General features: G+C 73.6%; 9 protein-coding genes. 5 read left to right on the top strand and 4 right to left on the bottom strand.

From position 1 onward, the window contains the following. Positions 1-49 precede the first annotated feature (49 nt). The 3 genes from ACFZBX_RS12825 (at position 50) to ACFZBX_RS12815 (ending at position 3,241) form a co-directional block, all read left to right on the top strand. Positions 50-1,186, top strand: a complete 1,137-nt coding sequence (locus tag ACFZBX_RS12825) for a low temperature requirement protein A (protein WP_391533518.1) — start codon at positions 50-52, stop codon at positions 1,184-1,186. A 168-nt stretch (positions 1,187-1,354) separates the two neighbouring features. Then, positions 1,355-2,032, top strand: a complete 678-nt coding sequence (locus ACFZBX_RS12820) for a uracil-DNA glycosylase (protein WP_391533729.1) — start codon at positions 1,355-1,357, stop codon at positions 2,030-2,032. Between the two features lie 165 nt (positions 2,033-2,197). Further along, complete coding sequence (locus ACFZBX_RS12815; protein WP_391533516.1) at positions 2,198-3,241, top strand: glycoside hydrolase family 6 protein; 1,044 nt, start codon at positions 2,198-2,200, stop codon at positions 3,239-3,241. Between the two features lie 24 nt (positions 3,242-3,265). On the opposite strand, the gene ACFZBX_RS12810 is transcribed toward ACFZBX_RS12815, so the two are convergent. Beyond that, positions 3,266-5,197, bottom strand: a complete 1,932-nt coding sequence (locus ACFZBX_RS12810) for a galactose oxidase-like domain-containing protein (protein ID WP_391533514.1) — start codon at positions 5,195-5,197, stop codon at positions 3,266-3,268. A gap of 9 nt (positions 5,198-5,206) precedes the next feature. After that, the gene (locus ACFZBX_RS12805) at positions 5,207-7,123 is read right to left on the bottom strand and encodes a glycosyltransferase family 2 protein (RefSeq protein ID WP_391533512.1); all 1,917 of its coding nucleotides are present in this window, start codon (positions 7,121-7,123) and stop codon (positions 5,207-5,209) included. A gap of 758 nt (positions 7,124-7,881) precedes the next feature. Here ACFZBX_RS12805 and ACFZBX_RS12800 point away from each other — a divergent pair. Further along, positions 7,882-8,763 (top strand): alpha/beta fold hydrolase, encoded by an 882-nt coding sequence (locus ACFZBX_RS12800; protein WP_391533727.1) that lies wholly within the window; start codon positions 7,882-7,884, stop codon positions 8,761-8,763. A gap of 62 nt (positions 8,764-8,825) precedes the next feature. On the opposite strand, the gene ACFZBX_RS12795 is transcribed toward ACFZBX_RS12800, so the two are convergent. Both ACFZBX_RS12795 and ACFZBX_RS12790 read right to left on the bottom strand, forming a co-directional pair. After that, the gene (locus ACFZBX_RS12795) at positions 8,826-10,109 is read right to left on the bottom strand and encodes a hypothetical protein (RefSeq protein WP_391533726.1); all 1,284 of its coding nucleotides are present in this window, start codon (positions 10,107-10,109) and stop codon (positions 8,826-8,828) included. Positions 10,110-10,359: 250 nt separating this feature from the next. After that, positions 10,360-10,956, bottom strand: coding sequence for a DedA family protein (locus ACFZBX_RS12790; RefSeq protein ID WP_391533510.1), 597 nt, complete (start codon positions 10,954-10,956; stop codon positions 10,360-10,362). A gap of 508 nt (positions 10,957-11,464) precedes the next feature. Here ACFZBX_RS12790 and ACFZBX_RS12785 point away from each other — a divergent pair. Beyond that, the gene (locus tag ACFZBX_RS12785) at positions 11,465-12,580 is read left to right on the top strand and encodes an LLM class flavin-dependent oxidoreductase (RefSeq protein WP_391533508.1); all 1,116 of its coding nucleotides are present in this window, start codon (positions 11,465-11,467) and stop codon (positions 12,578-12,580) included. Positions 12,581-12,598 lie beyond the last annotated feature (18 nt).

Raw genomic sequence — 12,598 nt, 5'->3', positions numbered from 1 at the left:
CGACGGCCGGGGGCGGGACCCGTTCGTCGTGCGCGTCGGGGAGGACGGGATGAGCGGCACGGGGGAGAAGCGGGTCACCTGGGCGGAGTTGTACTTCGACCTGGTGTTCGTGTTCGCGATCACGCAGGTGTCGGGGCTGCTGCACCACCACCACGACTGGGCGGGGGTGGCGCGGGCGCTGGTGGTGTTCGTGCCGGTGTACTGGTGCTGGGTGGGGACCACCGTGCAGGCCAACATCCGGGACGTGGACACCGCGCGGGGCCGGCTGGGCATCCTCGCCGTCGGGCTGACGGGGCTGGTCATGGCGCTCGCCGTGCCCGGGGCGTACGAGGGGCGGGGGGTGCTGCTCGGGGCCGGGTACTGGGCGGCGCGGATCGTGCTGCTGCTCCTGGTGGTGCGGATCCCGGGGGCGTGGCGCGGGCCGTACGGGGTGGGGGCACTGGTCAGCGGGCCGCTGCTGGTGGCGGGCGGGCTGCTGCCGGAGGGGCCGCGGGTGGTGCTGTGGGCGCTGGCGGCGCTCTGCGACCTGTCGGCGCCGGTGGTGTTCCGGCGGAGGCTGGCGAACGTCTCGTACCACCCGGCGCACATGCCGGAACGGTTCGCCCTGTTCCTGCTGGTCGCACTCGGCGAGTCGATCGTCGGGATCGGCGCGACCGCGGCGGCGGCCCGCCTGGACGCGGCCGAACTCGTCTCGGTCACCGCCGCGTTCACCATCTCGGCCGGCCTCTGGTGGCAGTACTTCGTGCACGCCGCCGACGCCATGCGGTACGCCGTCGAGGTCGCCGACTCGCGCCGGGACGTCGTGCGCAGGGTCTTCCAGTACGGGCACCTGGCGCTGGTCGCCGGGGTGATCGCGGTGGCGGTCGGCTTCGGCGAGACGGTCGCCGATCCGCGCGCGGCGCTCGGCGCGGGCTCGGTGGCGCTGCTGTACGGGGGTTGCGGGCTGTACCTGCTGACCTTCGGCTACACCCGGTGGATGATGTTCCGCTCGGTCGCGACGACCCGGGTCGTCGCGGCGGCGGTGGTGCTGGCGCTCGCGCCGCTGATGGTGCGCTGGCCGGCGATCACCGCGCTGGTGGCGCTCGCGGTGGTGCTGGTGGCGCTGAACGTGGTCGAGCACCTGAGGGTGGCGCGGACGGCGGCCCGTGGGACGGCCGGGGAGCGGCTTGTCGGTGGGCCTGTGTAGCGTTCGGGGTGAAAGAGGGCGTACGGCGCGAGCGGCGCGATACGCCCGCGGGTCGGGGCGGTGCGGCGCTGCGCGGCCGCCCGGTGGGAGGTTGAGGACGTCGTGACGGACACGGTCGAGGCGGGGACGGTCGAGGCGAACGTGGGCGAGGCGGAGGCGGGCGCCGGGCTGGAACTTCCGGAGTCCTGGCGGGCGGTGCTGGGCGCCGAGACGGAGAAGCCGTACTTCGCCGAGCTGGCGGCCTTCGTGGCGGCCCAGCGCGCGGAGCACCAGGTGTTCCCGCCGAGCGGGCAGGAGTTCTCCGCGCTGGAGGCCACTCCGTACGAGAAGGTCCGGGTGCTCGTCCTCGGCCAGGACCCGTACCACGACGACGGCCAGGCGCACGGCATGAGCTTCTCGGTGCTGCCAGGCACCAAGACGCCGCCGTCGCTGCGCAACATCTTCAAGGAGCTGGACGCCGACCTCGGCATCCCGGCGCCGGACAACGGCTACCTGAAGCACTGGGCCGAGCAGGGCGTGCTGCTGCTCAACGCGGTGCTCACGGTGCGCGCGCACGAGGCCAACTCGCACAAGGCCAAGGGCTGGGAGAAGTTCACCGACGCGGTGATCAAGGCGGTCAGCGACCGCGAGGAGCCGGTCGTCTTCGTGCTCTGGGGCAACTACGCCAAGAAGAAGCTGCCGCTGATCGACACCGGCAAGCACGTGGTGGTCCAGGGCGCGCACCCGTCGCCGCTGTCCGCCAAGCTGTTCTTCGGCAGCCGGCCGTTCTCGCAGATCAACACCGCGCTGGACGGCTTCGGCGTCGACCCGATCGACTGGCGGATCCCGGACCTCAAGCAGGCCTGAGCCGGCAGGCCCTCGCCCGGGTGCGATCGCCCGCCGTTCACGGGGAGTTGGACGGCGGGCGGTACTCCGGTGTGCGAAGCTGGGGGCCGGACCGGGGCGGGGGAGGGGCGGTACGTGCGCCGAGTTGGGCGAGGGGCGGGGTTCCGGCTGGTCGTGGGGGCGGCGTTGCTGGGGCTTCTGACGGGTGTCACGGGATGCTCGGGAGGCGGCGGGGGGACCGTCGGCGACGCCAAGTCCACGCCTGGCGGCGGGAGTCCGACGACCGCGGCGCCCGCCGCGACCGCTTCGGCCGGGGCGGGGGCCGGCACGCTGCCGCAGCTTCCCGGCCAGACCTTCTACGTCTCCGACCAGACCCCCGTCGCCCGCCAGGCGGCCGCCCTGCGCGGCCAGGGCCGGACCGGCGAGGCCGACGCCCTGCTGCGGATCGCCGCCCAGCCGTCCTCGCACTGGCTCGGTGACCAGGCGGCCCGGGAGATCGCCGACCAGGTCGGCCGGCGCGCTGCCGAGGCCGACCGCACGCCGGTCTTCGTCGTGTACAACATCCCGCACCGGGACTGCGGCCTCTACTCGGCCGGCGGCGCGTCCGACGCCGCCGCGTACCGGGCCTGGATCACCGGTCTGGCGGAGGCGATCGGCGACCGCCGGGCCTGGGTGGTGCTGGAGCCGGACGCGATCGCGCACACCCTGGACACCTGCGGGGTCAAGGGCGACGCCGCGGCCGAGCGGTACGGCCTGCTGGCCTTCGCCGTCCAGGAGTTGAAGAAGCGCCCGCAGGTGCGGGTCTACCTGGACGCGGGCAACCCGGGGTGGACGCCGGACCCGACCACGCTGGCCGAGGCGCTGCGCAGGTCGGGGATCGCGGCGGCCGACGGCTTCGCGGTGAACGTCTCCAACTTCTTCACCACCGACCGCAACGCGGCGTACGGCGCGCAGCTGTCCGCCCTGCTGGACGGCAAGCACTTCGTCATCGACACCAGCCGCAACGGCAACGGCCCGCTGGACTCCGAGGCGTGGTGCAACCCGCCCGGCCGCGCGCTGGGCGCCCCGCCCACGACCGGGACCGGCCGGCCCGGCGTCGACGCGTACCTCTGGATCAAGAACCCGGGCGAGTCGGACGGCGAGTGCGGCCGCGGTGAGCCGCCGGCCGGTGAGTTCTGGCTGCCGTACGCGCTGGGTCTGGCGCGGTCCGGCGCCGCCACCGCGGGATAGCCGCGCGGCCGGCGCCCCGCTGACTCAGGGCGTGACCTGGATCCAGCGGGCCTCCGACGGGGTGCCGGCGGTGTCCGTGACGAAGAGCATGTACCAGCCGGGCGGCAGCAGGTTCGGGTTGGCGGGCAGGGTGAGCGTGACGCCGTCCGCCGTGCGCGCGGTGACGTCCAGGGCCACCGAGCGCTGCTCCACGTCGGTGGCGTGGGTGACCGAACTCGGCCGGACGAGCTTGGCGGTGGCGATGCCGCCGGGGGCCGGGGCGGCCACCCGCACGGTGCCGCCGAGCTTCGCCGCGGCCGGGGCGTCGGTCAGCCGCGGCCGCTCGCCGTGGAACAGGTACGGCGGGCTGTAGATCTCGATCCGCTGCTCGAAGCTGCCGGGCTCGTTGCCCGCCTTGTCGTTGAAGAGCGGGTCGGAGCCGAGCACCGCCACCCGGCCGTCGGGCAGCAGCAGGGCCTCGGCGTGGTAGTTCCGGCCGACGGTCGGCTCGGCGGCGGTGGTGAAGGTGTTGGTGTCCGGGTGGTAGGTCTGCGCCTTGAGCAGGTCGCTGCGGTGCTTGCCCCGGTAGTCGGCGGAGCCGCCGGTGGTGAAGACGGTGTCGTCGGGCAGGATCACGCTGTTGAGGTACCGGGTGCCGCCGGCCGGCAGGTCGGGGCCCGGGGTGAAGGCGGGCCGCGCGGCGCCGAGGTCGGCGATGTCCGTGCGGGCGGTGGAGAGCGGGGACTCGCCGACGCCCCCGCCGCCGAGCACCATCACCTTCTGCGCCTGCGCGGGCGGCAGCAGCACGGAGGAGGACGTCTCGGTGAGCCCGGGGTCGCGCAGGCCGGGCACGGGGTGGAAGCTGTTGTCGGCGAGGTCCCAGAGCCCCGGCTCGCGGCCCTTGTCGGCGGGCCCGTAGCCGGCGTTCGAGCCGGAGTAGAAGAGCCTGCCGGACGCGGTGAGGAAGATCGACGGGTAGGTCGGGAAGTACCGGTCGGGCGCCTTGGACCAGGTCTTGCCCGCCGGGTCGTAGATCTCGTTGTCGTTGCCGCTGAGGATCTGACCGGTGTCGTCCAGCCCGGAGACGGTGACCACCCGGCCGTCGCCCAGCCCGGTCAGGGTCGGGTACCAGCGGGCGTACGCCATGTCGGTGACCTGCTCGTACAGCTCGGTCTCCGGGTTGAACTCGAAGGCGGCGCGGATGCCCTGGTAGTCCTGCTTCTCCAGGGTCATCCGGTCGGCCGTGCCGTAGACGTTCCGGGCGTCGGCGCCGGTCAGGCCCTTGACCGTGTACTGGGCGGGGGAGTCCAGTACCGAGCCGGGGCCGGGGTTGACCGCCTCCGCGAACACCTTGGCCTCGGACGCCTTGACGACGGTCGCGGCGCCGGAGCCGGTCTTGGTCGCGGCGGGGACGGTGAGGTCGGCGGTGGAGACGTACTCGCGGCCGTCGGGGGCGCGGAAGACGGTGCCCTTGGGGAGGCTGCGGGCGGCGTCCGGGTTCTCGTTGCGGACCCGCATGGTGCCGGCCGCCTTCTTCACCGCGCCGTCCAGCGCCTCGTAGCGGCGGGTGCCGCCGGCCACCAGCATCCGGCCGTCGGGCAGCGCGGCGTGGCCGCCGCAGAACAGGTCGTCGGGGGTGGGGACGGTCTTGTAGGTGTTGGCGGCCGGGTCCCAGAGCAGGCTCTTGAAGGTGCCGGCGTCGAAGCTCTTCCGGTCGTTGCCGGAGCCGGCGATGATCAGGACCTTGCCGGTGCGCAGCAGGGCGGCGTGGATGGCGTTGATCCGGAACTCGGCGGGGAGCACCAGGGTCTGCCAGTGGCCGTACTCGGCCTTGTAGGCGGGGCGGTTGACCACGTAGTGGTGGTACCGGTCGGTGGCGAAGCCGAGGACGGCGGGTGCGTTCATCCCGGCCACGGTCAGGAAGACGGTGCTGCCGAGGGCGAAGCGCCGGGTGCGGCCGGTGTGGCGGATCTTCACGGTGGTTCGTCATCCCCTCGTGGCGGGTGCGGGTGCGGGTGCGGGTGTCGACTCGGCGGGGGAGCCGGGGGAGCCGGGGGAGCCGGGCGAGCCAGGGGTGCCGGGGGCCGCGCCGGGGGTGAGCGAGAGGGTGGAGACCGGCCTGGCCCGGCGGCGGCGCACGGCGTCCGCGGCGAGCAGCAGCATCGGCAGCAGGCTGAGCAGGAGCGCCAGGCAGGCCCATGTCCGCATGGCGACGTGGTCGTGGCCGGTCCGGAAGGAGGCCGCGATCGCGCCGCCGAACACCAGCGCCCAGAACAGGTGGAGCCGGAAGGTGGACACCCGGTCGGGGGTGGTCGAATCGCCCTTCGGGGTCACCACGAACCGGCTGCGGATCCGCAGGAGCGCCTGGAGGAACGCCGCCGCGTAGACCGGACCGCAGAGCGCCGACATCACCATGCCCGCCACCCCGGAGGAACCCGCCGGTTCGTGCGGGCTCACGTTGTGCTTGCGGTTCCAGGTGTAGAGCAGCAGTTGCAGCGCGGCCGCGTCGCTGTAGAGCGCCATCCAGATCTCGGACGACACATGGACGCCCGATGCGCCGAACCCCAGGTAGAGCACGCTGGACACCCCGCCGAGCAACCAGGTCAGCGCCGCCATCGGGTAGAAGGAGACCATCAGCGTGTAGTTGAGCAGCCGCCCCGGCGACAGCCCCCACGCCACCCGCCCGTACTGGGTCAGCAGGGTCTCGTAGGTGCCCCGGCTCCAGCGCAGCTGCTGCGAGAAGAAGTCCGTCCAGGACGACGGCCCCTCGCCGACCGCCAGCACGTCCGGTGTGTAGACCGACTTCCAGCGCTCGCCGGTTGCCGGGTTGCGGCGGCGGTGGAACTCCAGGCCGGTGGCCATGTCCTCGGTGACCGAGTCGTACAGCCCGCCGATCGAGCGCAGCGCTTCGAGCCGGACGGCGTTGTTGGTGCCGACGAACATCGGTGCGCCGTAGCGGTTCCCGGCCCGTTGGACCAGGGCGTGGAAGAGGTACTGCTGGCTCTCGGAGAACTTGGTGACCAGCGAACCCGAGCTGCGGTAGTTCCCGTACACCTGAGGACCGACCACGAACGCCACGTCGGGGTCGCGGAAGTAGCCGAGCATCCGCTCGCAGAACTCGGGCAGCGGCACGTGGTCGGTGTCCACCGAGACCCAGAAGTCGTAGTCGGCGCCGTACGCCTGGAGCCAGCTGTTGTAGTTGCCGTGCTTGGTCCTGGCGCGGAACCGGCCCTTGGGGGTGTTCCACTGCGGGATCTCGTCCCGGCTGAAGTGGCGCACGCCGAGCCGCTCGCAGAGCTCGCGCATGGCGGGATCGTTTCCCTCGTCCAACAGCCAGACGTGGTAGGGGCCTTCGTGCCGGACGGCGAGCGCGGCGGTGAGCGTGGCGCGCACCATCTCGGGCGGCTCCTTGCCCGGTACGAAGGTGGTGATGAACGCGACCCGGGTGCCGCGCTCGGGCGTCACCGGGACGGGGTCGCGGGCGGCGAGCGTGGCATGGGCGTTGGAGACCACGTTGACCAGCCGGAACGCCTCGACCACGGCGATGATCCCGATCATCACCTTGTCGCCGACCAGTAACCAGGTGTCGCTCTCGCCGGGCCGGACCGGCCAGTGGCCCGGCTGGAGCAGCCAGACCAGCAGCACGCCCTCGACCAGGGGGGCGGCCAGCAGGAGCAGCGCGGCCCGGATCCGGTGCGGTTCGCGGCTCAGCAGGCTGCGGTACCGCACCCGGTACGGCTCGTCCGGCGCGACGTCCTCGACCGCGCGGCCGGCCAGGCGGCTGAAGTAGGCGTAGTCGTAAGGGGCTTCGGGGACGGCGAGCGGTTCCGGCGCGCCGGCGGGCGCGGTGGCCGGAGCGGACGGTTCCGCGTCCTTCGCCCGGCGCGAGAACGGCCCGCTCATGTGCGCTCCCCCCGTGGCCGGCCGCGAGGGCCCGCCGTTCCGTGCGTGCTCCGACCAGGGGTGTGCGACCTGCCGCACCGCGCGGTCGCACGGCGGCCGACCTGGCGGTTCTGGCGACTACGGACCGTCAACCGCTAAAACGTATACGATCGATCGTGGTGCGCGATGACGCGAAAGCGTCGAGAGCCGACCCCCCGTCGACCGCCCCGGACTCCCTTCCGGGGGTGCCGGGATCCCCGGACTTCCCCAACTGTCCCGGAGGGGAGCCCTGATTGCAACCGGTCCGGAGAACGGGCGGTGCGCGGGCGGGCCGGTCCGGCGATTCCCGGCCAATCACCGGCGCACCGGTGTCGCGGGGGCCGAACCGCGTTCGGGCGCCGCCGGTTTGTCGTCCGGAACCGCGCGCGGCCCGGCCGGTTCGGTGGGCGGGTCGGCCCGGAGGCATGGAGCCGACCGCCACAGCGGCGCGGGCTGATGCGTCGGCCGGGCACATGTCGCCGCCCGCACACCCCGTCTACGGTTCCGGCATCCACCCCGCGGCACCCCCGGGAGCCGCCCGCTGCGCCCGTTCGGCCCGGACCGTCGGCGGGAATGCCGGAAGGGACACGATGCCGCCCCGGCGCCGGCCCCACAGGAGGTAGTCCAGCGTGAGCCAGTTCGAGAACCCGTCGACACCCGGGGCCACCGACCGACCCGCCGAATCCGCTCCGCCGTCCGGCGGGTCCAGGGCGGGCGCCGGGCCGGCGGCCCCGGAGCAGCTGGGCGTCCCGGTGCCCGGCGGGGAGCTGTCCGTGCTCCGGTGGCCCGCCACCGTGCCCGGTGCCCCGACCGTCGTGGCGGTGCACGGCATCACCGCCAACGGCCTCGCCTGGTTCGAGGTCGCCCGTCGGCTCGCCGGGCGGGCCACCCTGCTCGCGCCGGACCTGCGCGGGCGCGGTGGCAGCCGCGACCTCGGCGGGCCGTACGGCCTGGCCCGTCACGCCGACGACGTGGCGGCCCTGATCACCGGGCTCGGGCTGGGGCCGACCGTCGTGGCCGGCCACTCCATGGGCGCGTGGGTGGCGGCCCTGACGGCCGTCCGCCACCCGGAACTGGTCGGCCGGGTGGTGCTGGTCGACGGCGCGGTCACCTTCCCGCTGCCCGAGGGCGCGAGCGACGCCGACGCCCTGGCCGCCGTGCTCGGGCCGGCGCTGGCCCGGCTGTCGATGACCTTCCCCGACCGGCAGGCGTACCGCGACTTCTGGCAGCGGCACCCGGCCTTCGCCGCCGACTGGTGCGACGGGATCGACGCCTACACCCAGCGCGACCTCGTCGGCGCCGAGCCCGAACTGCGCTCCTCCTGCGTGCTGGCGGCGGTCGAGGCCGACGGGGCGCAGGTCCTGCTGGACCGGGAGGCCGCCACCGCCGTGCACCGGCTGCCCTGCCCGGGCGAGCTGATCTGGGCGGAGCGCGGCCTGCTCGACGAGCCGCAGGGCCTCTACGACGAGAAGCGGCTCGCGGCGATGGGGCTGGACCACACCCACCCGGTCCCGGCGTCGGGGGTGCCGGGCGCCAACCACTACTCGGTCCTCTGGGGCCGCGCCGGCGCCGGGACGGTGGTCCGCGCCCTGCTCGGCCAGGACCGCGCCACCGCCGGATAGCCGCGGCGAGGCCCTCTCCTTCGGATCACGCCGGGCGGGCGGCGTGATCCGAAGGAGAGGGCCTAACCGGCCGCGCCCAGGAAGGACTCCCAGCCGCCGGCCGGCGCCTGCCCGACGTTGAGGGTGCGCAGCTTGCGCAGGGTGGACTGATCCTGGGCCTCCAGCCACTCGACGAGCTGCTTGAAGGAGACCAGCCGGACGTCCGGCCTGCCCGCGACGGCCTTGAGCGTCTCCTCGACGGCGTCCATGTAGATGCCGCCGTTCCACTGCTCGAAGTGGTTGCCGATGAAGAACGGCGCGCGGTTGCCGTTGTAGGCGCGGTCGAACCCGGCCAGGTAGGCGTCCCGGGCCTGGGTGCGCCACTCGTCGTACTTGGCCGGGTCCCCCTTGGTGCTGCCGGAGGACTGGTTGGCCAGGATGTTGTAGTCCATGGAGAGCACCTGGAAGGTGTGCCCCGGGAAGGGGATGCTCTGCAGCGGGAGGTCCCAGACCTTGCCGTCCTGCACCTTCTGGGGCCAGATCTGCTGGCCGCCCGAGGAACTGGCGTCGTACTTCCACCCGAGGCCGGCGATGGTGGGCAGCAGGGCCTTCTGTCCCTCCAGGCAGGGGGTGCGGCCGCCGACCAGCTCCTTCCGGTAGTCGAAGGGGAGCGGGTCGACGTCGGTGAAGCCGGTGTTGGTCCGCCACTGGGTCACGAAGCCGACGGCCTGGTCTATCTCGCTCCGCCAGTCCTCGGAGGTCCACTTGTTGACGCCGTTGCCGTCCGAGCGGGTCGAGCAGAAGTGGCCGTTGAAGTGGGTGCCTATCTCGTGGCCGGCCAGCCAGGCCTGGCTGATGAGCTTGATGGTGTTCTGCACCGCGCCGTCCGACAGATAGGGGATGTCGGAGGCGCCGACCGCGTGCTTCGGCGGGTGGTACAGCTCGGCCTTGCCCTTGGGCAGGGTGTAGATGCCGGAGAGGAAGAAGGTCATCGAGGCCTTGTGCTCCTCGGCGAGCTTCAGGAACCGGGGGAACTGGTTGTCCTCGGTGGCGCCGGCGCCGTCCCAGGAGAAGACCACGAACTGCGGCGGGCGCTCGCCCGGCTTGAGTTTCTCGGGTTTGGGCTGGTTCGGCTGCGGGCCGGTGTCGGAGGTCGAGCCGTCCCCGATCGGCGTGCCCTTGGCCGGGGTCCCGGTGGGGGTGCCGGCGGTGGTCGGCCCCGTGCTGCCGGTGCCGGTCGTGGGGGCCGGGGCGGAGCCGGTGGGATCGGCCGGTCCCGAGCCGCCCCCGGAACAGGCCGCCACCGCTCCGAGGGCCGCGGTCGCGGCAGTGGCTGTGAGCACGGTCCTGCGCGAGATGCCGGCCATCGTCTCCCCTGGGCGTCCGGACCGGGTGACGACCGCGACCGCGGCCACGCCGGTCATATCGGACAATTGATTGATTATCCGTCGTTAGCATGTCATGCGAACGCGGAGGGCACCAAAGGCCCGGGGTTCGCCGGGACTGAACACGCGGGGAACACCTGCGCGGGATGCGAAGAGACGTCTTCTGTTGCCGACCCGTGACGATTCGCCCGATTCGCGCAACAGGCGTTCCGGGGGCTCGGCCGTCGCGGCGTCAGTCGAAGGAGAGCCGGCGATTGCGGCGCACGACCCGCGCGATGGCGGTGCTCACCGCGGTGGCGGCCGCGCAGGAGACCGCCAGGCTCAGCCAGGCGGTGTCGAACCAGTGGCTGTTGAGCCAGCCCAGGGTCACGATGTAGGCCGCCCAGATCATCGCGGCCAGCGCCGACCACCGCAGGAAGCGGTGGGGATGGGCGGGGGAGTGGCCGATGGCCAGGTCGAGGATGGTCCGCCCGGCCGGTACGAAGCGGGCGATCACCACCATGGCGGCCGCCGCCCGGGTGGTGCGTCCGTCCAGGGCCTGCTGGACCCGGGTCACGCTGGCCGCCAGCTTCGGCCGGTGCTCCAGGCGCCGGCTGACCATCGGCGCGCCGCGGCGTGCCAGCCGGAGCAGCAGCAGGTCGCCGAGGAAGGAGGCGGTGGCCACCCCGAGCCCGAGCATCAAGGGGGCGCCGTCTATCTGCGCCGTCTTGAGCACCGCGAGTATGACGAGGGTGCCGCTGGGGATGAACGGGAGGAAGGCGTCGCCGAGAACGGCGCAGAGCGCCAGGGCGCAGATCCACGAGGATCCGACCAGCGCGGCGATGTCCATGTCCGTCCTCCCTCCAGGCTGCCCGGGGGAGCAGTGGTTGCAAGGGACAACGCTAGCGCCTCGACTTTTCACACCATGAAGCACCCCGGCTGTGGGAAGGGCCACAGGTGACGGGCCTCACGACCGGGCCGGCAATGGCACGAGCCCCCGGAGCGGGGTGCCGCTCCGGGGGCTCGCGGGGATCGGTCGGCGCTGGTCCAGCCCGCCGATCTTGCTGGTGAGTGCGGATCCGGTTGGGTGATCCGCCTGAGCCCTAGCCTGCCGGAAGCCGGCCACCGACCGCGAGCCCGCGGGCTGGCGACTTCCCGCGCTGGCGTGAAGTCGCCACGGGTGTTCGTCCGCTGGCTCTGAGTCAGCCCCCCGCCGGACCGCGGGCCGGGAACAAGGGAGCCCGGCGACGGGGTTGACCAGTCTCGGCACCGGCCGCGGCACCGACCGCCACCGGTGGCCGGCACCGGTGAAGACGCACCGGCGGACGGGACCGACCACGGCCAGGAGGACGGACGGCATGACGACCGAGGACAGGCAGGAGAACCGGCGGGAGAACGGGGCCGGGCCGCACGCCGCGGACGCGATCCGGGGCACCGCCCGGGGAACGGCACCCGCCCCGCTGTCGATCCTCGACCTGGCCACCGTCGGGGCCGGCCACACGCCCGCACAGGCACTCGCCGCGACCACCGCCCTCGCCCGCAGCGCCGAGCAGTGGGGCTACCACCGCTTCTGGGTGGCCGAGCACCACGGGATGCCCGGCGTCGCCAGCTCCGCGCCCGCCGTCCTGCTGGCCCACCTCGGGGCCCACACCACCACCCTGCGCCTCGGCTCCGGCGGCGTGATGCTGCCCAACCACGCCCCGCTGGCGATCGCCGAGCAGTTCGGCCTGCTGGAGGCGCTCCACCCCGGCCGGATCGACCTCGGCCTCGGCCGGGCCCCCGGCACCGACCAGGCCACCGCCCGCGCCCTGCGGCGCGGCCTCGGCGAGGGCGCCGACGACTTCCCCCACCGGCTCTCCGAGCTGATCCACTTCCTCGACGGCAGCTTCCCGGCCGGGCACCCCTACGAGCGGCTCACCGCCGTTCCGAAGGGGGAGGGACGCCCGCCGGTCTGGCTGCTCGGCTCCTCCGGGTTCAGCGCCCAGCTGGCCGGCCGGCTCGGCCTGCCGTTCGCCTTCGCCCACCACTTCAGCAGCGCGAACACCCTGCCGGCGCTCGACCTCTACCGCTCGGAGTTCCGCCCCTCGGCCGTCCTCGACGAGCCGTACGCACTGATCGGGGTGAGCGCGGTCGCGGCCGACGACGAGGCCTCCGCCCGCCGCCTCGCCCGCTCCGCGGCGCTCGGCATGCTGCGCCTGCGCCGGGGCAACCCGGGCCCGATCCCCACCCCCGAGGAGGCCGAGTCCCACCCGTACAGCCCGGTGGAGGCGGACTTCATCGACGACTGGCTGGGCAACGTCGTCCTGGGCGCGCCCGGCGAGGTGGCCGACGGGCTGGAGGCGCTCCGCAAGCGGACCGGGGTGGACGAGCTGATGGTGACCTCGCACATCCACGGCCACGAGGCGCGGCTGCGCTCCTACGGCCTGATCGCCGAGGCGTACGGCCTGACGGCGGGGCGGCCCGGGAGCGCCTGAGCGGCGGCCGCCGGACGG

The organism is Kitasatospora sp. NPDC008115 (assembly GCF_042957205.1).
Classification (GTDB): domain Bacteria; phylum Actinomycetota; class Actinomycetes; order Streptomycetales; family Streptomycetaceae; genus Kitasatospora.
This window is presented reverse-complemented; position numbering and strand designations above follow the sequence as displayed.

What these genes read in the sequence shown, in the direction of transcription:
- ACFZBX_RS12825 (WP_391533518.1), top strand. Translation starts at nt 50, where the DNA reads ATGAGCGGCACGGGGGAGAAGCGGGTCACCTGGGCGGAGTTGTACTTC.
- ACFZBX_RS12790 (WP_391533510.1), bottom strand. Translation starts at nt 10,956, where the DNA reads ATGGACATCGCCGCGCTGGTCGGATCCTCGTGGATCTGCGCCCTGGCG.
- ACFZBX_RS12805 (WP_391533512.1), bottom strand. Translation starts at nt 7,123, where the DNA reads ATGAGCGGGCCGTTCTCGCGCCGGGCGAAGGACGCGGAACCGTCCGCT.
- ACFZBX_RS12785 (WP_391533508.1), top strand. Translation starts at nt 11,465, where the DNA reads ATGACGACCGAGGACAGGCAGGAGAACCGGCGGGAGAACGGGGCCGGG.
- ACFZBX_RS12795 (WP_391533726.1), bottom strand. Translation starts at nt 10,109, where the DNA reads ATGGCCGGCATCTCGCGCAGGACCGTGCTCACAGCCACTGCCGCGACC.